We start from the raw sequence: 22,760 nt of genomic DNA on the forward strand, positions 1-22,760 counted from the left end.
GCTAAAATTCCTTAAATTTGCTGCCAAATTCAATACAGATGAGTAATATCAGAATCACCAAAAAATTTAGTTTCGAAACCGGTCATGCTTTATATGGTTATGATGGGAAATGCAAAAATGTACACGGACACAGTTACAAGTTATCAGTAACCGTAATTGGCGCTCCGATAACCGATCGATCGAACGTAAAACTAGGAATGGTGATTGATTTTACCGATTTGAAAAAAATTGTCAAAGAAGAAGTAGTCGATCAATTTGACCATGCTACCGTTTTCAACCAAACGACTCCTCATATTGAATTGGCTAAAGAATTAAAAGATCGTGGGCATCATGTGATTTTGGTCGATTATCAGCCTACAAGCGAAAACATGATTGTTGATTTTGCGGCAAGAATCAAAAGTCGATTACCGCAAGGAATTACCTTATTCTCTTTAAAATTGCAAGAAACCGAATCTTCTTTCGCAGAATGGTTTGCCAGCGATAATGTATAGGAATAGATAACCCTATGGGTAAAATTCAAATAAAATAAAAACTTAACCACACTTCGATGCCTCAGTGCAGGCTAGAGATATAGATTAATTGTAAATCAACATAGAAAAAACAGAAATAGTTCTATTTTCCACAATAGATGAACTATGTGAATAGTAAAATGTCTATTTTTTCTCTTAAAAAACTACAAATTCTATGATTCTATGTGGTAAAAAACAATTTAACCTAACGTTTCTGGACCAAATTCCAAATTAAATTGCATGACTTCAATCTCCAAAAAAATATATTTCGCTTCTGATCAGCATTTTGGTGCGCCTACGCCTGAGTTGAGTTTTCCTAGAGAACAAAAATTTGTAGCTTGGCTAGACGAAGTAAAGAAAGATGCCGAAGCTATTTTTTTATTGGGTGATTTATTCGATTTTTGGTTTGAATACAAAACCGTGGTTCCCAAAGGATTTGTTCGCGTTTTAGGTAAATTGGCCGAGATTCGCGATAGCGGTATTCCGATTTATTTTTTCGTCGGGAATCATGATTTATGGATGAACGATTACTTTGAAAAAGAACTGAATATTCCGGTTTTTCATGACAATCAAGAATATACTTTTCATGGAAAAACTTTTTTGATTGGACATGGAGACGGAAAAGGACCAGGCGATTTGGGATACAAACGCATGAAAAAAGTGTTTACGAATCCATTCTCAAAATGGTTGTTTCGTTGGTTGCATCCTGATCTTGGAGTTGGACTAGCACAATATCTTTCAGTAAAAAACAAATTAATTTCTGGAGCGGAAGATGTTACTTTTTTAGGCGAAGACAACGAGTGGTTAATTCAATATGCCAAACGAAAACTAGAAACCAAGCATTACAATTATTTAGTTTTTGGACACCGCCATTTGCCTATGAAATATACCGTTGGTGAAAACGCTGAATACGTCAATCTAGGCGATTGGATTACTTATTTTACATACGGCGTTTTTGATGGTGAAACTTTTGAGGTCAAAACATTCAACTAAATTAAAGTGATATGGAGCCAATAGATTTTGATACATTAGATTATCCTGTTGGGAATTCCGTCAAAGAATGCCATAGCCAGTATGGATTGAATTTTCAAAATGGGCATTTTTATCTTCCTGAATACTGTCCTTTTGGAGACTTTTCTTCTTTTGAAAATGCAGCTTCTATCTTAGAGCAGTATGCCCAAATTACTTCTTCTTTTTACATTTTTGGCAGCTTACCTGAAGTCCCGTCAAGTATAGAAAATAAAGGTGAATTACTTTGTCGTCAAATGATCCTAACGACTAGAATTAAGCATCCTATTACTGAAACTATCATCAAGCTAGGTCCTGAAAAGTTGGACGATTTGTTGGGTTTGGTGCGTTTGGTTTATCCAGAGTATTTCAAACCTCAAACAGCAGCTATGGGAAATTATTATGGGATTTATAAGCAAAACCAGTTAGTAGCAGTAACTGGTGAGCGCATGCAAACGAACGATTTTATAGAAGTTAGTGCTGTAATTACGCATCCAAATCACACCGGAAAAGGCTATGCAAAACAGTTAGTAACACATACTGCAAACGCCATTTTTGATCAAAATAAAATTCCTTTTTTACATGTTTCGGATCAAAACGCTGCCGCTATTCACGTATACGAATCTTTGGGATTTTCTACTCGAAAAAAAATAAGTATTTGGCATTTGGTCAAAAAATAGGTTTTCTGTTTTATGCCTTTTCAATTTCCTCTAAATCTTTTTGTAAATCTAATTTTCGGAAAGAAGGCATGAATGTACCCATCCCGAGAACTATCAACAACGTCATACATCCTCCAAAAACTACCGCAGGAACGGTCCCCATTAATTTGGCAGTTAAACCACTTTCAAAAGCGCCTAATTCATTGGAAGAACCTACAAAAATTGAATTAACCGAAGCTACTCTTCCACGCATATGATCTGGCGTTTTGAGTTGTAAAATAGTGGAACGAATCACCATCGAAATACCATCAACAACGCCACTAAAGAACAAGGCCAATAACGAAATCCAGAAGATAGTAGAAAGTCCAAAAATGATGATGCAAACACCAAATAAGAAAATAGCGGTTAGCAATTTCATTCCAGCATTTTTATTTACTGGAACATAAGCGGTGAAAAGCATGGTTAGAATTGCACCTACCGCTGGGGCCGCTCTTAAAACACCAAAACCTTGTGGGCCGACTTGCAAAATATCCAATGCGAAAATAGGCAATAGCGCTACTGCTCCACCAAACAAAACAGCGGTCATATCTAAGGTCAAGGCTCCAAGAATCATTTTGTTATTGAATACAAATTTCACTCCTTCTTTTAGACTTTCTAAAACAGGTTCGCCAATTTTTGGATTTAAAATGGGTTTCTTTTCAATGAATGTAAGACCTATTAAAGCCGCAAAAGCAAAAGCTACCACTAGTGCTAATGACCAATGTACTCCTATGAAAGTAATCGAAAACCCTGCAACCGCAGGACCAATAACCGAACCCACTTGCCAAACCGAACTACTCCAAGTAGCGGCATTAGAATAAGCTTGTTTGGGTACGATTAAGGCTAAAAGCGAGAAAATCGTTGGTCCTAAAAAAGAACGTACAATACCACCTAGAAAAACAAAAAAGTAAATAAGATAGAGTAGGGTCGTTGTTTGGAAATGTGCAGAAAGGGAGGGTAATGTTAAGCAAAACAATCCTGAACTTATAAAAAGAAAGCCAAAAATACATTTAATGAGCATGCCTTTTTTTTCATTTTGATCCACGATATGACCCGCAAACAGAGCCATGGCAACCGCCGGAATAATTTCCATTAAGCCAATAATCCCCAATGACAAAGCGCTTTTTGTTACTCTATATACCTCCCATTCAATGATAATAAACTGCATGGACCATGCAAAAACCATAGCGAATCGGATAAGTAAAAAAATATTAAATTCTTTATAGCGAAGGGCTTGATAAGGGTCGTTTTTTGTTTTCATTTTTAGTTTCTAATGTCTTTCAATCGCAATTGTAATTCTATTTTGTCATTCCATTCGTTTTCGTCAATACAATAAGCTGCCTCGAACGGTTGTTTGTTTTTTACTATTTCATGTTTGTTTCCTAATCCAAAACCAATGGCTGGAATTCCTTCTGAATTATTTTGGCGCACAAAAAGTTTCAGATGCTCTTCTTCTTTTCCCATAGGCTTCCCGTAACCAGTATCAAAGACATTGTTGGAAACAAAAATAGGCGTCATGTTTTGAGGGCCACAAGGCTCAAATTGTTTTAGAATGCGTGTAAATTTAGGGGTTATTTCTTCAAAATGAACAACAGCATCTATAGAAAGTTCGAGTTGTAGTAATTCGGGGGCAATGGTTTCTTGAACAACTTTTTCAAAAGCTTCCTTAAAAGCGACATAATTTTCAGGCTTTAAAGTCATTCCGGCCGCATACATATGACCTCCAAATTGTTCCAAATGTTCCCCACAAGCTTCGAGTGCATTGTACACATCAAATCCTCTTACTGAGCGGGCCGAAGCGGCATATTTATCGCCACTTTTGGTAAACACCAAGGTGGGACGATAATAGGTTTCTATCAATCGAGAAGCCACAATCCCAATCACACCTTTGTGCCAAGTTTCTTGAAAAACTACCGAAGTAAATCGGTTTTGTTCTCCATTTTCTTCAATTTGGAGCAATGCTTCTTTTGTAATTTGTTGGTCCAAGCCTTTGCGCTCCTGATTATAGATTTCAATTTCTGAAGCAAACTGTTGCGCCTGTTCAAAATCAAATTCGGTTAACAATTCCACCGCATGATTCCCGTGTTTGATGCGACCCGCAGCGTTGATTCTCGGCGCTATAATAAAAACGACATCCGTTATATCGAGCGTTTTTTTCTTGAGTAGATGGGTCATCGCCTTAATTCCTGGACGAGGATCGCTATTAATTACTTGCAGTCCAAAATATGCTAACACCCTATTCTCTCCAGTCATCGGCACTATATCGGCACCAATGGCAGTGGCGACCAAGTCAAGATACGGAATCAAATCATCAATGGTTTGGTTGCGGTTTGCTGCCAGCGCTTGAATGAGTTTAAAACCAATGCCACAACCACACAATTCATCATACGGATAGTGGCAATCTTCTCGTTTCGGGTCCAAAATCGCTACGGCATCAGGTAAGTTGTCACCAGGACGGTGGTGGTCGCCAATGATAAAATCGATATTCTTTTCTTTGGCATACGCCACGTGATCTATAGATTTTATGCCACAATCTAGCGCTATAATTAGCGAAAATCCGTTGTCATCTGCAAAATCAATACCTTTAAACGATACTCCGTAGCCTTCATTATAACGATCTGGAATATATGTCGCAACATTAGAATAAAAACTTTTCAAATAGCCCGAAACCAAAGAAACTGCCGTTGTTCCATCCACATCATAATCTCCAAAAACCAAAATATTTTCCTCGTTTTCTATCGCTTTTTCAAGTCTTGCCACCGCTTTATCCATATCTTTCATCAAATACGGGTCATGCAAATCGTTTAATGAGGGACGAAAAAATTGTCGGGCTTCCTCAAATGAAGTGATGCCTCTTTGCAGTAATAATGAAGCAATCGTTCCAGAAACTTGTAAGGCAGTCGCTAATTCATTTATTTTTTCTTCTTCGGGTTTGGGTTTGAGTGTCCAACGCATGCTGTTTTGGGTTTTATAACTTGTTAATTAGGCGTATACTTTATTTTTTTAGGAACCAAAGCAAAAGGTTTTTTCAGGAAACACGGGTCCCGCTATCCGCTATATCTTTGTTTTTTTTTTAAGGAAAAAAACAAAGGATACCGCTACTATCGGGGTTAAAGAGCCACAAATTGCCTTTTTGTTGGCATTTTAAATGTGCTTTTTAAGTAACTACAACTATTTATTGGTACATTTTCTGAGCAAAATAGCTTCTGAATAAGTCTTACCTCTTTATGCTATTTTCTTTATTCTATTTAATACAGAAACCCAAAAAGCCAAACCGGAATCACATTTCCCGCACCAATTTCAATATTATCCTTTGCAATAAAGCTGTTGTCAATATTTTGAATCTGAATTTGTTTTTTGTTTTTTCCACCAATCTCAAAAGTATACTTTTCATCAATCAAAAAGTCACCTTGATCGGCTAAATGAATAACTGCCAAATTTTTAAATTGATTTACAAAAAAGGTTTCTCTTAAATTGCCCACATTTACGTTTTCCTTCGCTAAGGCATACATCAAATTCGTATTGTTCAAAAATAATTTTTCGGGTTTTGTAAGTGCGCCAATTCCTTTAGTTGGGCGGTACAGTTCGTTGACCAAACCGGCTCGTTCTAATTGTTTTATAGCTTGAATTAAAACCGCTCTCGATGCGCCAATTCTCTCGCTCAATTTAGTGATATTTGGTGTAAATGGAGCACTTGTAGCGATAGCAAAAAGCAGTTTTTTGAGTTTAACAATCAATTCGTAGCTAATATGGTCTACTGCATTGATGTCAATTTCGATAATTAAATTGATCGTGTTAATCAGTTTTTGATGGTACAACTTACTGTTTTCTTTATAGTAAGGGTATGCGCCAAACTCTAAATATTTCAAAAATAATGGAATAGGTTTTATTTGTTGCAAAAGGCTACTCGCAATTTCAGTATGATTTTCTATGATAGTAGTAAAATCCAGCGATTGTAAGTCAATTCCCGTTTCAAAAACAATGAATTCCCGAAACGACATTTCTTTCAAATCATAACTCACCGCTCGTCTGCTTAAATCCGATTCTGACTTGTAGATTTCAAGCATAGAGGAGGAGGTAAACACCACTTTTAATTCTGGAACATCATCATAAATTAGTTTTAACTCTCTCGACCAATTGGTATATTTGTGTACTTCATCTAGTAATAAATGTGTTCCTCCAATCTTTGAAAAATTTTTTGCTAAATCAATTACCGTATTTTCGATAAAAAACAAATGATCCAAACTCACAAATAATGTAGTTTTTACATTCAAATGTTTTTTTATATGTTGTAATAATAGTGTAGTTTTTCCTGAACCTCTTGCGCCTTTTATGGCAATCAATTGATTGTTCCAATCGATTTCATCTATCAAATACCGCTGAAAATCCAAAGAAGTTCGGGCTATTTTTTGCTGAAATTCTAATAAAAGATTTTCCATTTTATGCTTTTTAAGAAACAAATATATAAAAATTGTTATTTGTAAATAACATTATTTGTTATTTTTGTTATCTACAAATAACAATTTTTATAATAAATGTTATCTGTAAATAACAATTATTGTTGTTTCAATATCAAAGGCTCTCCATAAAAAGCAATACCATCCCAGCCCGTTTTCATAAAATTACGAATGTTTTGATGGTCTGTGCCTTCTGGATTTTTCAAGACATCTTCAGTATAATAAGCCCCAAAACAAGCTAATGTAGCTTCTGGAGACAACTGCTGTAATTCAGCAAAAGCAAACAATTTGCAAGAGCCGTTATTCTCGTTTGCGGCATTATGTTGTAAGCCGTTTTCGAAGGCTGTTGGTTCAAAATCATAATTGGCTTCAATAACAGCAATAGTTTCTTGAAAGGTAATCGCGTTTGGGGTGTTTTTTACTTTTTCTAAAAAGGCAGTTAGGCTCATATTTTCGATTTTATGGTTCTTCTGTAAATTTACTTTTTTTGTTTTCTTTGGTTATCGGTTTTCCACCAACCACCACTACGATTTCGCCTCTTGGTGCGGTTTTTTCAAAGTGCGTTAGTACTTCTTTTACCGTTCCGCGAACATTTTCTTCATGCATTTTAGATAATTCTCTCGATACACAAACAGGACGGTCTTCACCAAAATAAGTAATAAATTCACTTAAAGTCTTTACTAATTTGTGAGGAGAAACATAAAGAATCATCGTTCTGGTTTCTTCGGCCAAAGCCAAATAGCGGGTTTGTCTGCCTTTTTTATCAGGTAAGAAACCCTCAAATACAAATTTGTCATTAGGCAATCCACTATTGACTAAAGCAGGTACAAATGCGGTTGCACCAGGCAGACATTCTACGGCAATACCATTTTCAATACAAGCTCTAGTGATCAAAAAACCTGGATCTGAGATGGCTGGTGTTCCAGCATCCGAAATCAAAGCGATGGTTTCTCCTCCTTGCAATCGACTAATTATGTTTTCGATGGTTTTGTGTTCATTGTGCATGTGATGGCTGTGCATGTGCGTGCTAATCTCAAAATGCTTTAGCAATTTGCCACTGGTTCGGGTGTCTTCGGCCAAAATCAAATCGGCTTCTTTAAGAATGCGTATCGCTCGAAACGTCATATCTTCGAGGTTGCCAATTGGAGTAGGTACAATATATAGTTTAGACATAGTTTAAAAAGTTAAAACACGAAATCCGTTCTAAAACGAAGTTCGTGTTTGATGATTGCTTGCTGAAATGATTACTAAAAAGGTGGTCTACAAGAATTTTTTCTCTACCATTTCCATAAAACGATTAGCATAATCGTCTTTGCCTTCCCAATTGTTGTACTCAGGCTTTATCATTTCATCAATAAACGATTTGGTTTCATAGAAATTATTAAAGCTATTCAACTGACTCAACACACGGTTGTAATCTTCATTGCTATTTCCAAAAAGATGTTTTACAAAACCAATGCGATCATTCAGGTCAATTGAAATTCCTTTGCTTAATTTATCGTTTAGCGATTTTGATTTGATTTCCTTCTCTTCGGTTAGAGTCGCTACTTTATCGAAAGCGATGGTGGCTTTTGCGATTTCTGCATGCTCTTTTTTTACAAATTGCGCATCGGCAAAACTTCCTCCAAGCAAATCTTCAAATGAAATTTGCACCACCTCTTTTTTAGGGACTATTTCATTTGGATTTTCAATTTCTATTTTTTCTGGTGTGACAGCTATTGCTTCAAATAAAGGAACAAACGCTTCTGGAGTAGCTACTTCCCCAAGGATTACATCTGGAACAGGATTTAAAGATTCAAAAAGACTAGCTTCAGGAGCAATTTTCTCTAGAATGTCTTCCTCAAGAGCAATCGCTTCTGTAACGACAGCTTCGTTTTCATCAACAGCGTCTACTCTTACTTCTATCGGTTCCATTACGGTTTTGATTTCGGATAAATCAAAAGCTTTTTCTATTTCAGCTTCAAGGGAAGCTTGCCCGATAGTAGGTTTACTTTCCCCTAAGTTTTCTTCGACAAACTTTAAAATCGCCAGTTTTTCGTATAGTTTTTGGGTTTCTAAGAACAGCACATTCACATCCGATTTGTTTTTAAGTTGTAGAATTCTGTGTGCAATGCTAACTAAATCAGCCTCCAATCTTTTTTTCATAACTTTTGGAATTTATAATGAATAGGGTGTGTCTTTTTTAATAAATTTGTGCCGATACAAAGTAATAAAAACTATTCATTTTTAAAGGTAGAAAAATACAAAATGTTTCTCGAAAATACAGTAAATCATAAAGAACAATTTGGTTGGATCGAAGTCATTTGTGGCTCCATGTTTTCGGGTAAAACAGAAGAACTCATTCGTCGCTTAAAACGAGCGCAGTTTGCCAAGCAGAAAATAGAAATTTTTAAGCCGTCCATTGATACGCGTTATCATGAGGAAATGGTAGTGTCTCACGACGAGAATGAAATTCGTTCTACGCCGGTTCCCGCAGCGGCTAACATCATGCTTTTTGCGCAAGGCTGTGACGTTGTTGGTATTGACGAAGCTCAATTTTTTGACGATGAAATTGTTGCTGTTTGTAATGATTTAGCCAATCAAGGTATTCGCGTGATCGTAGCGGGTTTAGATATGGATTTCAAAGGAAATCCTTTTGGTCCGATGCCTGCTTTGATGGCTACTGCGGAGTATGTAACCAAAGTACATGCGGTGTGTACTCGGACAGGTAATTTAGCCAATTATAGTTTCCGAAAAACAGACAATGACAAATTGGTCATGCTGGGAGAAACAGAAGAATATGAACCTTTGAGTCGTGCCGCCTATTATCATGCGATGCATGAGTCAAAGGAAAAATAATAAAAAAGCTTTGCATCGCAAAGCTTTTTTATTAGATATAACTATTGACTATCTTCACCATCTGTGATCTAAAACAATCCGTTGAGTTCTGCATCTATGCGGTTGATAATATTCCCCAAGTCTTCAGGATTATCGACAAAATTGATATTATCAACATCAATTACCAAAAGCTTTCCTTTCGTATAACTTTGAATCCACGCTTCGTAACGTTCGTTCAAACGGCTCAAATAATCGATAGAAATAGAGTTTTCATATTCGCGCCCGCGTTTGTGTATCTGACCCACCAAATTAGGAATAGAACTTCTTAAATAAATCAACAAATCAGGAGGTTGCACCATCGTTTCCATCAATTCAAATAAAGAAGTATAATTTTGAAAATCTCGATTGGTCATTAATCCCATCGCGTGCAAGTTGGGCGCAAAAATGTGCGCATCCTCGTAAATGGTGCGGTCTTGAATGATTTTTTTGCCGCTTTCCCGAATTTGCATCACTTGGCGAAAACGGCTGTTCAAGAAATAAATTTGCAGGTTAAAAGACCAGCGTTCCATTTGGTGATAAAAATCGTCTAAATAAGGATTATCTACTACATCTTCATAATGCGGCTCCCATTTGAAATGTTTCGACAATAATTGTGTTAAGGTTGTTTTTCCTGAGCCTATGTTTCCTGCTACTGCTATATGCATTACGGTAGTATGATTTTAAAATTATAAATTCCTTCGGTGGTAAAAATAGCTAAATTTTGGGCTAAGTAATAGAATTTTTCAAACCTTTTTTCAGGGATTTGAAGCGGAATATGGATCCATATTTTGTCTTTTTGTCGGCTCAATAGCGTTATTTTTTGGCCTACATTATAAAGTATTTGATTGGAGCTGATGATTTGTAGTTGGTCCGCATTTGGAAATTTTCCTAAATTCTCGATGGCGCCAAATAGCGAACAAGAGTAACCTTCTCCATTGTCATCCATCCAGATAAAGGAATTGAAGTCTGTGCTGTAGTTTTTGATTTTCCCCGACAGCGGCGTACTTATGGCTTTGTACTCGTTTTTGAGATAGTCATACAATCCAATTTGTTGGTTGAGGTTGTTGTAGACCCACAATTGGTTTTGAGAAGCAATACCCACTGCCGTAGCATTGATTGGCGTAGGGTGCTCCGAAAAATTAATTTTTTGACTTTCGTTGAGTTGGTTGTCTAATAGGATTACGGTGTTGAAATCCTCATAAAACAACACTATTTTGAGTGGATTTTGAAGGTCAACTTTGGTAATTTTTCCTAATGTCACGTTTTTGTATTCCCAGTTTTCAGAGCCTTTGCTTTTCTTGAAAACGTTATTTTCTATTGTGTAAACATACTCAAAGGCGTCGCAAGCCAAAAACGTGACTGTTTTGGGAGCGACTTCCATTGCTTGCATTGGAATCCCTTTGATTTGGGAGTAGCATTGGGTTAAAAACGAAAATGCTATTAAAAACATCAAATACTTCTTCATTTCGCTAATTTACAATTAAACCTTTTCATTTTTCTTAAGTCTATAGTTATTTATAAACTAATGCTGTAACAAATGAATTTGAATCTCGTCTTATTGAAAAATTTGGAAACTATGTATAAAATTATTTTGCTTTTGACGGCGCTTGTATTGAGTAGTATTGGGCTTAGAGCTCAGGAATTTCAAGGGATGGCAGTGTATGAATCTAAAACGAGTACCGCTGATTTTAAGACCAGAATGGAAGGAAATAAAAACATTACGCCCGAAATGATGAAAAATATCGAGGACCGAATGAAAAAAATGTTTGAAAAAACATTCATTCTGAATTTTGATAAATCGGCGTCAATTTACAAAGAAGAAGAGAAATTAGATGCTCCAGGACAAGATGGCGGCGGCGGAATGCGAATGATGGCTTCTATGACTGGCGGAGGTGGAACGTATTACAAAAATGTAAAAGATAAAAGTTATACAGTCGATAAAGAATTTATGGGAAAAGAGTTCTTGGTTAAAGATACGCTTACCAACTTAAAATGGAAAATGGAAGGTGAAACGAGAGTAATTGGCGGTTACAATTGCTACAAAGCGACAGCTGTTCGTCCGGTTAGTAAAACCGATTTTAGAAATTTTAGACCAAGAGACGAGAAAAAAGACGAGACTAAAAAAGATGCCACTGAGAAAGCGGGCGAACCAAAGAAAACCAGCTTTATGGATGAATTAGATATCCCCAAAGAAGTTACGATAACAGCTTGGTACACTCCAGAAATCCCAGTAAATCAAGGACCTGAAGGGTATTGGGGATTACCTGGTTTGATTTTGGAAGTTAACGATGGCAAAACCGTGATTTTGTGTTCTAAAGTGGTTTTGAATCCAAAAGAGAAAGCAGCTATAAAACCAGCCACTAATGGTAAAGTAATCAATCAAAAAGATTTTGACGAAACGGTGATCAAAAAAATGGAGGAATTCCGTGAGATGAATCGTGGAAGAGGCGGAAATAATGGCGGATTTAGAATGAGAATAGGAGGTTAACACTTCTCGTCAGTTTAAAAATAACAACAAAAACAAAATAATACTGCCTTCTAGCCCCGGTGGTAGCGGCATCCTTTGCCTTTTTTCTTTACAAAAGGCAAAGATATAGCGGACGACGGGACTTTGCTGGCTCAAAATGCCCATTGTTGCTGCTCCAAAATAATACTACAACTAACACATTCAATAACCATTGTATGAAAGCATTGCTTGGAATTGCTCTTTTTCTTTTTTCTATTGTATCTTTTGCCCAAACCATTAAACTCGATGGTTTGATTACCGACACTAAAAATGTAGGACTTGAAATGGCGAACGTAATGGCGGTGAATAAAACCACCAAAGCGATGGATGCCTATGCCATAACGAATGACAAAGGGAAATTCAATTTGAATTTGAAACCCAATACGACTTATGTAATCAAAGTAAGTTTTTTGGGGATGCAAAATAAAGAGGTCGAAGTGACTACGGCTACCACTAATTTGGTCAAAAACATTGCTCTAGACGCCGGTGGTATTGAACTGGATGGGGTGGAAATTGTTCGAGAAATGCCGGTTTCTATTAAAGGCGACACGATTGTGTATAATGCCGATTCGTTTAAATCGGGAACCGAAAGAAAACTCGAAGATGTTCTGAAAAAATTACCTGGTGTTGAAGTCAATGCTGATGGAGAGATTGAAGTAGAAGGTAAAAAAGTAACCAAATTGATGGTGGAAGGAAAAGACTTTTTTGATGGAGATACCAAATTGGGGGTAAAAAATATCCCTGCCGATGCGATTGACAAAATACAAGTATTGCGTAATTTCAACGAAAACTCGATTCTAAAAGGAGTGGAAAACAATCAAGATAATATTGGAATGAATATTAAATTGAAATCTGGGAAGAAGAACTTTTGGTTTGGAGATATCAACGCGGGTGTTGGCGTGGCGCATAAAGAAAGCAGGTATGTGATTAATCCGAAATTGTTTTATTACAGCCCAAAGTACAGTGTAAATTTGATTTCGAATTTTAATAACATAGGCGAATTACCTTTGACGATTCAGGATTACTTTAAATTTACCGGTGGATTTCGTGGATTGTCGGCTAAAGGTGGTTCTAGTTTTAACGTTTCTTCTAATGATTTGGGGATTGCTTTGGCAAGGAATAACAGAGCCAAAGAAATTGATACGAAGTTTGGCGCAACTAATTTCTCGTACAATGTAAATAAAGCTTGGAGTTTTAGTGGTTTTGGGATTGTTTCTTCTTCGATTACCGATTTAGAAACCATTTCTCAAAATAATATCTTGAAACCAAATTCATCAGAAGTTGCCTCTACCGAAAACCGCAAAGAAGTGGCGCATCAAAACAGTAATTTGGGTTTATTCAAGCTGAGTACAACCTACAAGCCGTCGACCAATTTTCAGTTGGATTATGATGTGTTGACCAAGTTGTCCAAACAAGATGAAAACACTTCGTTGCTTCGTGAATCGATAGTGCAAAATAGTTCGGCTACGGAAGCTATTGCTACGCTCAAAAAGCAAGATCCTGTTTCGGTAAATCAGAATTTGAGTGCGTATTTTACTTTGAATGAAAAAAATGTTTTTGCGGTTGAAATGCAAAATTTATATCAAGAAGAAGATCCGTTTTACAATGCCAATTTGCAATCGCAACCTTTTACTTTAAGTGGCTATCAACCAGGTCAAAATAGAAACGACATCAACCAAACCCGATTTGTAAAAACAAACAAACTCGATGCTAAGTTAGATTATTATTATATGTTAACTCCTAAAAGCAATATCAATTTGACTTTAGGCAATACGTATTCGTATCAAAATTTTAATTCCTCTATTTTTCAGGTTTTGGATAATGGCACAGTAAACGATTTGAACGCTTCTGAAAATACCAACGATGTAGATTATCGTTTTAATGATGTCTTTTTAGGATTGCATTATAAGATGCTCACGGGTAAATTTACGTTTACGCCGGGAGTAAGTTTGCACAGTTACAACATGACCAATGCGCAATTAGGAACCGAATTCAGTCAGAAATTCTTCAGAGCCTTACCTGATTTTGTGGCAATTTACCAAATCAAAAAAGCCGAGACTTTGACTTATAATTTCTCGTATACCAACAATTTTACCGATATCAACAGATTGGTGGAAGGTTATGTTTTTTCGAACTACAATAGTTTAACTCGCGGTTTCAGAGCACTAGAAAATGCTACGGCACAACAACATTCGTTGCGTTACTTCAAGTACAATATGTTCAATATGGAAAACATTACCGCTTTTGTGAATTACACCAAAACGGTAGATGCCATTAAAACAGATGCTACTTTTGATGGGGTGAATCAAACGTCAAGGCCTTTTAACTCACCTTTTACCGATGAAACCATTTCGGGACGTGCTTCTTATGGACGTTCGTTTTTGAAAAATTACAAAGCTTCTTTTGATACTAATTTGAATTGGTCGAAATTCAATAACAAGCAGAACAATGTAACTATCGCTAATGAGAGTTTTACACAAAGTTATACTTTGAGAGCTTCTACCAATTACAAGAGCTTACCCAACCTAGAAGTAGGATACAATAGGGTAATCAATGACTATAACAATAATACTTTTTATACCGATCGTCCTTTTGCCAAGTTAGATTACTATTTCTTAGACAGTTTTTCATTTGTAGCCGAGTATGAGTTTTATCATTATTACAACAATGACAAAACGGTGAATAATGAATATGATTTCTTGAATGCGAGTTTGATATACCAAAAGAAGAACAGCAAATTAGAGTATAAAATCAGCGGCACGAATTTATTGAATACTACCTCACTCAACGACGATAGTTTTTCGCAGTTTGCTACAAGGACCTCTCAGTACACCGTTCAGCCACGCTATTTGATTTTTTCTGTGAAGTATAATTTATAAGGAGCTATTTCCAGCTATCCCTTACAATCTTTGCTAAAAAGGTTAGTTTTTCTACCCTCCAAAAGGAGCTTCCGTTGGTCGCTCTTTTGGAGCAAGAAAAACAAAAACTTTTTTAGCAAAGGATTTTCAGTCCTATCTGGGCTAAAAACTATTTTATTTTCAGAAGAATTTTAAGGTTATAATTCACTATCTCTTTTTTACCATTAACATAGTTACCCCCGACTTCCAAAAAAGTAATCAAACAAGTATAATTAGGGGTTTCCACCACTTGACTCATTTTCTTAGAAGAATGATTGTTATCAAACCCTGCACCCTTTTCGATAAAGGTTATAAAAGGCAAAGCAACAACTTCATTGTTAATTTTCAAATCAACTCCATAGGATTTTTTTATCGATTGTATGGAATATGAGGTCGAATTGATGACCACACAATTGTCGCATTCCAATTGGCCATAATTGGATAATAAAAAAGACAAATCATATCCACGAATTGTTTCAATTGTTGCCTTATAATTATCCGAGTAAACATAATTAAAAGTCGTTTTCTTCGTATTCACAATGTCATACTTGGATCTATAGTTCACTCCAAGTGCTTCAACGATGGCAACGGCATCAGGTTGTTTTTCAGTAGCAAATACCACTTCCAATTTGTCTTTTGCCAGAGGAATCAGTATTTCTCCATTATAATTTGATACTAGAAAAGTAACAATAGAGCTCAAGTCTTTTTCTTCTTCAAAACTTAATGTTTGTTTTTTAAGTTGTTGAACATAGGATTCTAATCGATTCAACTGACTCGTCTTAGACACACTATCTGCGCTTTGAGGTCCCCAAATAGAAAAAAATCCTCCTAAGCACAAACTGATAGGGATGAACTTTATTTTAGGGTTATTTGCTATCAAAAAATAACCTACAACAATGGCTAACCAAAAGGACAAGAGTACTACATAATAACGCTCATGTGTAAAACCGTAACTATAAATTCGGTATAGAATTGCCCAAAACAACAAACCTAATAAAGGAATTAATAGGTAATAAAACCAACGATTGAAAGTTTGTATCCACAAGTTACCATGCGAAGACGCAATAGGAAGGACTAATAAAAAGGATAAAATACCAACAATAGCAAAAACTAAAACCAAATAAGACACCCAACCTATAGGCAAAGAAAGTGTAATCAATATCTTGGCCTCATAACATAGCAAGATTACCAAATACAAACTAATCAATGGAAGAAGGACGTACTGTGTGAATTTCTTGAGGCCAACAGGGTAACTTAACACTAGCGTGTTTTTTGAGTTGTAGATATCAGGAACACCATTCAAAAAAAACAGCGTATTAAAAGGTCCTGCAATACACACAAAAAGATATCCAAAAACCTTTTCATTCAAATCTAAGACAAAAAGTTCTTTTACAGCGACTATAGCCAAAGCCAATCCCGCAAAAAGAACACCGCTATAAAAACCTGCAGTAATAATTCTTAGAAAAAGTTGTTTATTGAATTCCCAAAATTCTTCTTGATTGTATTTTATAAGCAGGAAACCCGCAAAGGAAACTAGCAAATGCAGCGCTATGTTAAGTACAAAAAATTGTTGAATTTCGACTTCCGAAATAGCTACATCAAAACTAAAAACAAACCAAAAAAGCAACGAACCAATCAACATACTCAGTCCATATCGAAACAGTACCTTAAGTTGCAAAACTCCAAAAAACAAACTACAGGATAAAAACCACACCAAACATAGCGAACAGCTCATCATTACTCTTATGAATTGGTCATTAGTCTTCGCGTCAAATCCATCATGTATCAATAAACAAGTGCAAATAGCACCTATTAAAGTAATCAAAGTTTCTAGCGGAAATCTCAAAGCAGTTGCAACCGAAGAATGCAATACATTTTGAAAAGATGGGAATTTTGACATAATTTGCAGCGTTTAAAATCGAATTTAGCAAAAATTAAAATATAAAAAAACCAGCTACAACTAAATGTAACTGGTTTAAATATAGTGAGATTATTTAGAAATTACATTCCAAATTGTTTTCTATTGTCTTCAATGGTCGCTGCTGCTTTTAAGGCAGGAATCGCACGATTCACATCACCATTACTTTGTGCTTTTAATTTAGATATATAAGGGGCATGGCTTTTTAAAGCAGGTGCTTTGATAGTGCTTATGTTTTTTACTACATAAACTCCCGTGTTGCCTTCTATTGGGGCAGAAACCTTATTAGCTGCTAATGCAAACGCATTCCCTACAACTTTCGCTTCTTGTCCTACACCACCAGGTAAAACCGCATTTTCAAGTGTTAATCCAGTGGCTTGTTGTACAGGAGCTCCCACAGTTTTTGAAATCGCCTCTAAAGTTGCGCCTGTCATTTTAGCTTTAATCAATTCCGCTTTTTTCTTGTTTTTAAGAATAGGCTCTACATAAGGTCTGGCTAAAGAAATAGCTACTAAACCAGAATTATCTATACTTTTTACTTTAGCAATTACGTGACCCACATTAGCTAATTCGAAACGCTTTATAGTCCCTGCTTTTGAATCTTTCTCAAAAGCCCATCTCACAATGTTTCTTTGATTACCTAATGATCCGAAATTTTCATCCATCGCTTTTGCAGTAACTACAGGAGCTACAGTTAATTTCATGTCTTTGGCTAATTTGTCAAAATCTTTTTCAGCGGCTTCCATTTCAAATTGGGTAGCTTGAGCAAATAATTTATCAGAGGTTGCTTCAGAAGCCTCGATACGTTGCGCTACAGTAGCCAAACGAATACCATCTTGTTTGTCTGTAATTTTAATTACATGAAAACCAAAAGGAGTTTCTACTAATCCTACTTTTCCAATACCGTTATTGAAAACAAAATCGTTGAATGGTTTCACCATCGCACCTGGGCTAAAATACCCCAAGTCACCCCCTTGTTGCGCAGAAGAATCATCTGAAGCTGTAAACGCTAACATTAAAAAACTATCTGGATTGGCTTGTACTTGTGCCAAAATAGATTCTGCTTTTGCTTTTGCTTCTTCTTTTGTTCTTAACTCACGTTTGTTAGGCACTTGTGTACCTTCATAGCTGATCAAAATGTGACTTGCTTTAGCATTAACTCCTGATTTAAATCCTAAAGATTTAGACAAACAGTAATAATTGCCAAATTTATAAGGTCCGTATACCGCTCCTGAAGGCAAAGTAAACAAACGATCTGCATCTACTGCTGGTAAATCCTTTTTAGCGATATAAGTAGAATCGTAAGGAACATCAGAATTTGCATTTACAAAATCTATCGCGTTTTTAGCATTTTTAAATCCTGGAACGGTGTCATTTTTAGCAGTAGCTTGATTGTACACTACACTTCCAGAAAGTAAAGCGGTGATTTTGTTTTTTATTTCAGCTTCGTCTTGTGCAGACGCTTTGTCTTCGATTAAAACATACGAAATTTCACGAGATTCCTCGGCTTTAAATTTCTTTTCGTTTTTCTTCATATATTCAGTGATTTCAGCATCAGTAATTTTTACATCACTGTCTTTAATCGTAGAATATAGTCCGGCAACATAGGCAAAATTCACTTTATTGGATTCAGCTTCATATTTCATTTTTCCTTCCGCCTCTGTAGTGTATAAGGCGGATTTGATCAATGAGTTGTATATTTGATATTTTGCATTGATTTCTGCATCTTTTTCACGATCTTTTAAAAACTGAGCTTGCTCTGGATTAGATTTGAAAAAGTCTTTGAATTTTGCCACATCAAACATTCCTGCAGCATTTAAAAACATTGGATTTTTGCCAATATTTTGATCTGCTTTTAATACTTCAATAATATGTTTTTCACCTACACGTAGTCCTAATTTTTCAAATTCTTCAGACAATAAAGCTAAGGTTACTTCTTGTTCCCAAACTTGATTGGCCGCTTGGGTGGCTGAAATACCCTGCCCACTTTTTTCAAGATTAGTTACTTTTAGTCTAAAATCCTCAAAAGCAATATCTTTATCATTAATACTTCCTACATCTTTTGTGTTTTGACCAAGACCCCCTTTACCAATCAAATCTTGAATGATAAAAGCAAATAAGGCTATTGCAATTGCGCCTATCAATAAAGCGGAACGTTGTCTAATTTTTGCTAAAACTGCCATTTTTATTATTGTTAATTTTTATATACGAGTTGCGAAAATACAATTATCTAGTTAAAAACAACACTTGGAGTGTTTTATTTTAATTATTTTTTTTGGTAATCGGATTCAAAGCTTGCAATTTGATTGCAAATTCAAAAAAAGGGAGTACAATTATTTTTCTGTTTTATTGCGATCCTCAAAGCGCTTCGAATATTTTGTTCTAAAAAAGAACATAAAAACTGCAACCGCGGCTATTCCAAAACTCAACCATGGTCCGGAAGCATCATTCCATTTCGTTATTCCGTCATAAACCGTAATGAGTGCAATCGCTAAATAGGCGTAAGAAGTAAATTTTAAATATTTCATAAGTGTGATTTTTTAGTTTTGAGTGGCTACGTCTCCTGAAATTTTTTGAGAATTAATCATTTTGAAATCCTTGCTAAAGTCAATGCCTTGACCTTTAGAAGTTCCTTGTGGGCTAGTAAACTCAAAATGTCTTTCGGTGTAAAACCATTCATTTTTTTGATCAAAATACAACTGTTCTGTAGCCAAAACATGTCCTTCTTCCGTGGTAATTCGGACTTTTCCTTGTAAATCTATAATTCCTGTTTTTTTATAAGAAATAGCGTAATTTGATTTCACAAAAGTCTTTTTCCCTTTCGCATCAAACAGGGTTACGTCTATTCCATTTGGGAATTCGGTAAAAGGAAAATCTACTGCAGAATAATCCAACATTTTCGAACTCAATAAAATAGCCGCAATACGCCCAGAATCGGTGTATTTTACATTAATTGTATCCGCTTCTCCTGAAGGATTGAACTCTGATACATTAATTTTTTGAACCTCTTTAAAATTACTTTCACAAGAAAGGATGCTAAAAAATAGTGCTGAAAAAAGAAGTTTTGGAAAGTATGTTTTAAAATAAATTGTCATGAAAAAAAATTACGACTAGCTGTTAGTAAAATTTACGTTTCACAAACCATTTATCATTAAGAGAAAAACTCACACTGGCATTGAAGTAATTTTCTTTAATCAAACCTGAGGTTGTTTTACCTTTAATTCCATATTCTAATCCAACATTAAAATTAGATAACGTTCCTATTGCAGGTAATCCAAAACCAAGAGTAATAGATTTGTCATCAATATGTTGATTTCTAATTACTAAGCCTGTTTTTTCATATCGAATACCCGCTCTGTAGACGATTCTATCCATATAACTTGTAAAAGACTTGTAATTAGGAATGTAATATCCTCCCAAACTGTATCGGCTGTAATTATCAAAAGTTACGTCGTCTACATTATTGTAATTATTGGCTAACTCTCCAGCATTACGCATCGCAATTTCAGTACCTAACATCCATTTTTTGGACTCTCCAATTCCTAGACCAAACGTAACTTTACTCGGCAACGTCAAGTCCTTTTTCGATTTTAATTCATCAAATCCCTCAGGATCGATATTGATATTTCCTTCGTAATCAACAGTGGAAATGTTTCGAGTATTTTCAGAAGTTAGATTTCCTTGAAAAGTGTAACTTAGACTTGAGTACAGATTCAGTTTCGGCGTTATTTTAGCCTGATACATGGCTCCTAAATTAAAATTAACACCATTAATGTAAGTTAAGTTAGTCTCACTAGTTCCTACGGGTACGCCGGTTATGTACTCTAAACTTTCCGTTTTAATCTTACCAAAGTTGTATTGCACATCAGCGCCAAAGCTAAAATTCTTAGTCAGTTTATACCCTGCGCCAAAAAAAACTTTATTTACTCCGCCACTTCCTTCTAGTCTAGTATTGTTTTTGGATACATCTGCTGTAATAGATTGTATTTTGTAACCAACAGAAGAATATGGAATCAAACCAAAACCAATGCCTAATTTTCCAACAGGAATAGCCACGACCATATAATCAACTGTAGTCCTACCTGCTGTAGCTTTACTTTTTTCATCTTTTAGCACGCGGGTTCCATAAGTACCCCCCATAGTCAAGGTGGTTCTAATCAAACTCCCATAACTAGCCGGATTTTCTACATTAACATGTATGCTATCTTGCTCAATTGCTACACCTCCCATAGATCGATTCTCTATCATACCTCGATATCTGATATCGCCAATACCGTAATAAGAGTAAGGTGATGATGTACCTTGTTGGGCAAAAGACACTAATGAAAAAAGCAAACAAGCCGCTTTAAAGATTTTTTTAATCATTGTTGATTGTATATTGAAATGTTTGATTCAAACTTTCTAAAAGAAAATTTGAATTGGCAAATATGGTATTTTTTAATCGCTTCGCCAAAAAAAGTGCATCCCCCCCCGTTAAAATTATGATAAAATTTGAATGTTTCGCTTTGAATTCATCAATAAAACCATCAATTTCACAAGTCACACCATTTACAACTCCCGAATGTATGGCATTCGCCGTAGAGTCCCCTACAAATGAATCGGGTAGTTCGAGGGTAAGCAAAGGTAATTTTGCCGTATAATTATGTAATGATTCATACCGTAAACGTATTCCTGGCGAAATCGCCCCGCCCCAATAACAATCGTTTTCATCGATATAATCATATGTAATACAAGTACCTACATCAATCACTAAGCGGTTTTGTTTTGGAAACCTTAGTGTTGCACCTGCTGCCAAAACCATACGGTCAATACCTAAGGTGGTCGGTGTAGCATATTTATTTACAAAGGGGAATCTGTCCTCACGAGAAATACTATGAATTTTAATCTTGGATTCAAAGGTCAAAAAAGCCTCTTTTTCTATTTTTCCTACCGTAGAAAAGACCAAATGAGACACATTTTGATATTTTTTTAAAAAAAAATCAAGTGTAGTAAAGAGCGTTTTTTCTTCAAAAACAAAATCTTCTAGTAAAGTATCTGCTTCAAAAACAGCTCCTTTAATTCGAGTATTACCCACATCAATTGTTAAAATCATACCTGCTTGTTTGAGGAAGCGAATATACAAATAGATTTTTTTTCAAAATTGTTTTGGATAAATTAAAAATGGTTCTATATTTGCACCCGCATCAAGCAAGGTACCTTAGCTCAGATGGTAGAGCAATGGACTGAAAATCCATGTGTCCCTGGTTCGATCCCTGGAGGTACCACGAAACCCGAATAGTAGTATTCGGGTTTTTTGTTTTTTATACTTTCTCGACCTACAAAGGACCCTCACGTTCACTATACTCTAATACAAGAATTCTTTTTATAAAAAATTCTATTATTTTCCTAGTGAAATCAAGAATAAACAAAAAACAACCGCTGTTTTTTGACATTCATTTTTTATTTAATTGCTAATTTGATATATTTATGCAAATTAAATATACATGGAAACTACAGCCTGTCCAAAATGTCAAAGCGATCACATTATAAAAAGCGGAATAATTGCTGAAAAACAGAGGTATACTTGCAAAAAATGCAAATATAGCTTCACAGTTGCAAAATTGGGAAAAAAAATAGATGACTACTATGTAACCAAAGCATTACAACTTTACCTCGAAGGATTAAGCTATAGAGAAATCGAACGAATTCTAGGTGTTTCTCATGTCACCGTAAGTAATTGGGTGAAATCGTATCACATAAAAAAAACATCACACACTAATTATCACCCAACATACAAAATACTAAACCACTTAGAACTAGTTGAATACATAAAAAACAAAGAGATACTTAAAGGAGCAGGCATGATCATAACAGAACTGGGAGACAAGTTTATGCTAATCAAATGGGAACGATTTAAAGATTAACTATAGTA

General features: G+C 35.6%; 21 protein-coding genes, 1 tRNA gene and 1 pseudogene. 9 read left to right on the forward strand and 14 right to left on the reverse strand.

The genetic code is table 11. From position 1 onward, the window contains the following. The first annotated feature begins 38 nt into the window (after positions 1–38). From ACSVH7_RS00790 to ACSVH7_RS00800, 3 genes are all read left to right on the forward strand, one after another. Positions 39–491 (forward strand): 6-pyruvoyl trahydropterin synthase family protein, encoded by a 453-nt coding sequence (locus ACSVH7_RS00790; protein WP_438064796.1) that lies wholly within the window; start codon positions 39–41, stop codon positions 489–491. 258 nt (positions 492–749) lie between these two features. Continuing rightward, on the forward strand, positions 750–1,502 hold the full coding sequence (locus ACSVH7_RS00795; protein ID WP_438064797.1) for a UDP-2,3-diacylglucosamine diphosphatase: 753 nt from the start codon (positions 750–752) through the stop codon (positions 1,500–1,502). A gap of 11 nt (positions 1,503–1,513) precedes the next feature. After that, positions 1,514–2,197: a GNAT family N-acetyltransferase gene (locus ACSVH7_RS00800; protein WP_438064798.1), complete on the forward strand. Its 684-nt coding sequence runs from the start codon at positions 1,514–1,516 to the stop codon at positions 2,195–2,197. A 10-nt stretch (positions 2,198–2,207) separates the two neighbouring features. Here the strand turns inward: ACSVH7_RS00800 and ACSVH7_RS00805 are convergent, their stop codons facing one another. From ACSVH7_RS00805 to ACSVH7_RS00830, 6 genes are all read right to left on the reverse strand, one after another. Continuing rightward, positions 2,208–3,476, reverse strand: coding sequence for an MFS transporter (locus ACSVH7_RS00805; RefSeq protein WP_438064799.1), 1,269 nt, complete (start codon positions 3,474–3,476; stop codon positions 2,208–2,210). A gap of 2 nt (positions 3,477–3,478) precedes the next feature. Then, entirely contained in the window at positions 3,479–5,170 is a 1,692-nt protein-coding gene (gene recJ, locus ACSVH7_RS00810) for a single-stranded-DNA-specific exonuclease RecJ (protein ID WP_438064800.1), read from the reverse strand. A 293-nt stretch (positions 5,171–5,463) separates the two neighbouring features. Next, positions 5,464–6,654, reverse strand: a complete 1,191-nt coding sequence (locus tag ACSVH7_RS00815; protein WP_438064801.1) for an ATP-binding protein — start codon at positions 6,652–6,654, stop codon at positions 5,464–5,466. A 116-nt stretch (positions 6,655–6,770) separates the two neighbouring features. Continuing rightward, positions 6,771–7,121 carry a HopJ type III effector protein gene (locus tag ACSVH7_RS00820; RefSeq protein WP_438064802.1) on the reverse strand — a complete coding sequence of 117 codons (351 nt, stop codon included), beginning with the start codon at positions 7,119–7,121 and terminating at the stop codon, positions 6,771–6,773. A gap of 10 nt (positions 7,122–7,131) precedes the next feature. After that, on the reverse strand, positions 7,132–7,845 hold the full coding sequence (gene rsmI, locus ACSVH7_RS00825) for a 16S rRNA (cytidine(1402)-2'-O)-methyltransferase (protein WP_438064803.1): 714 nt from the start codon (positions 7,843–7,845) through the stop codon (positions 7,132–7,134). An 87-nt stretch (positions 7,846–7,932) separates the two neighbouring features. After that, entirely contained in the window at positions 7,933–8,817 is an 885-nt protein-coding gene (locus tag ACSVH7_RS00830; protein ID WP_438064804.1) for a hypothetical protein, read from the reverse strand. Positions 8,818–8,919: 102 nt separating this feature from the next. Between ACSVH7_RS00830 and ACSVH7_RS00835 the strand changes: the two genes are divergently transcribed. Beyond that, complete coding sequence (locus tag ACSVH7_RS00835) at positions 8,920–9,510, forward strand: thymidine kinase (RefSeq protein ID WP_438064805.1); 591 nt, start codon at positions 8,920–8,922, stop codon at positions 9,508–9,510. Between the two features lie 68 nt (positions 9,511–9,578). Here ACSVH7_RS00835 and ACSVH7_RS00840 read toward each other — a convergent pair whose 3' ends face one another. Beyond that, a complete protein-coding gene (locus ACSVH7_RS00840; protein WP_438064806.1) occupies positions 9,579–10,193 on the reverse strand; it encodes a deoxynucleoside kinase in 615 nt (204 codons plus the stop codon). Then, on the reverse strand, positions 10,193–10,993 hold the full coding sequence (locus ACSVH7_RS00845) for a hypothetical protein (RefSeq protein WP_438064807.1): 801 nt from the start codon (positions 10,991–10,993) through the stop codon (positions 10,193–10,195). The genes ACSVH7_RS00840 and ACSVH7_RS00845 overlap by 1 nt, the downstream gene beginning before the upstream one ends. 111 nt (positions 10,994–11,104) lie before the next feature. On the opposite strand from ACSVH7_RS00845, the gene ACSVH7_RS00850 reads away from it, so the two are divergent. Next, positions 11,105–12,016, forward strand: a complete 912-nt coding sequence (locus tag ACSVH7_RS00850; RefSeq protein WP_159687821.1) for a GLPGLI family protein — start codon at positions 11,105–11,107, stop codon at positions 12,014–12,016. A 194-nt stretch (positions 12,017–12,210) separates the two neighbouring features. After that, positions 12,211–14,913: a carboxypeptidase-like regulatory domain-containing protein gene (locus ACSVH7_RS00855; RefSeq protein ID WP_438064808.1), complete on the forward strand. Its 2,703-nt coding sequence runs from the start codon at positions 12,211–12,213 to the stop codon at positions 14,911–14,913. Between the two features lie 148 nt (positions 14,914–15,061). Here the strand turns inward: ACSVH7_RS00855 and ACSVH7_RS00860 are convergent, their stop codons facing one another. From ACSVH7_RS00860 to ACSVH7_RS00885, 6 genes are all read right to left on the reverse strand, one after another. Continuing rightward, positions 15,062–16,831 carry a DUF4153 domain-containing protein gene (locus ACSVH7_RS00860; RefSeq protein ID WP_438064809.1) on the reverse strand — a complete coding sequence of 590 codons (1,770 nt, stop codon included), beginning with the start codon at positions 16,829–16,831 and terminating at the stop codon, positions 15,062–15,064. Positions 16,832–16,932: 101 nt separating this feature from the next. After that, positions 16,933–19,032, reverse strand: a complete 2,100-nt coding sequence (locus tag ACSVH7_RS00865; RefSeq protein WP_438064810.1) for a peptidylprolyl isomerase — start codon at positions 19,030–19,032, stop codon at positions 16,933–16,935. A gap of 150 nt (positions 19,033–19,182) precedes the next feature. Next, positions 19,183–19,377: a hypothetical protein gene (locus ACSVH7_RS00870; protein ID WP_438064811.1), complete on the reverse strand. Its 195-nt coding sequence runs from the start codon at positions 19,375–19,377 to the stop codon at positions 19,183–19,185. A 12-nt stretch (positions 19,378–19,389) separates the two neighbouring features. Continuing rightward, a complete protein-coding gene (gene lptC / locus ACSVH7_RS00875; protein ID WP_438064812.1) occupies positions 19,390–19,944 on the reverse strand; it encodes an LPS export ABC transporter periplasmic protein LptC in 555 nt (184 codons plus the stop codon). Between the two features lie 22 nt (positions 19,945–19,966). Then, the gene (locus tag ACSVH7_RS00880) at positions 19,967–21,214 is read right to left on the reverse strand and encodes a hypothetical protein (RefSeq protein WP_438064813.1); all 1,248 of its coding nucleotides are present in this window, start codon (positions 21,212–21,214) and stop codon (positions 19,967–19,969) included. Next, positions 21,207–21,941, reverse strand: coding sequence for a type III pantothenate kinase (locus ACSVH7_RS00885; protein ID WP_438064814.1), 735 nt, complete (start codon positions 21,939–21,941; stop codon positions 21,207–21,209). The genes ACSVH7_RS00880 and ACSVH7_RS00885 overlap by 8 nt, the downstream gene beginning before the upstream one ends. A gap of 99 nt (positions 21,942–22,040) precedes the next feature. Here ACSVH7_RS00885 and ACSVH7_RS00890 point away from each other — a divergent pair. From ACSVH7_RS00890 to ACSVH7_RS00900, 3 genes and pseudogenes are all read left to right on the forward strand, one after another. Then, a tRNA-Phe gene (locus ACSVH7_RS00890) sits at positions 22,041–22,113 on the forward strand. 219 nt (positions 22,114–22,332) lie between these two features. Beyond that, positions 22,333–22,428 (forward strand): annotated as a pseudogene (locus ACSVH7_RS00895) (transposase-like zinc-binding domain-containing protein); the annotation flags it as partial. A 21-nt stretch (positions 22,429–22,449) separates the two neighbouring features. Then, the gene (locus ACSVH7_RS00900; protein WP_438065427.1) at positions 22,450–22,752 is read left to right on the forward strand and encodes a helix-turn-helix domain-containing protein; all 303 of its coding nucleotides are present in this window, start codon (positions 22,450–22,452) and stop codon (positions 22,750–22,752) included. Positions 22,753–22,760 lie beyond the last annotated feature (8 nt).

The organism is Flavobacterium sp. TSSA_36 (assembly GCF_051547165.1).
GTDB lineage: Bacteria > Bacteroidota > Bacteroidia > Flavobacteriales > Flavobacteriaceae > Flavobacterium.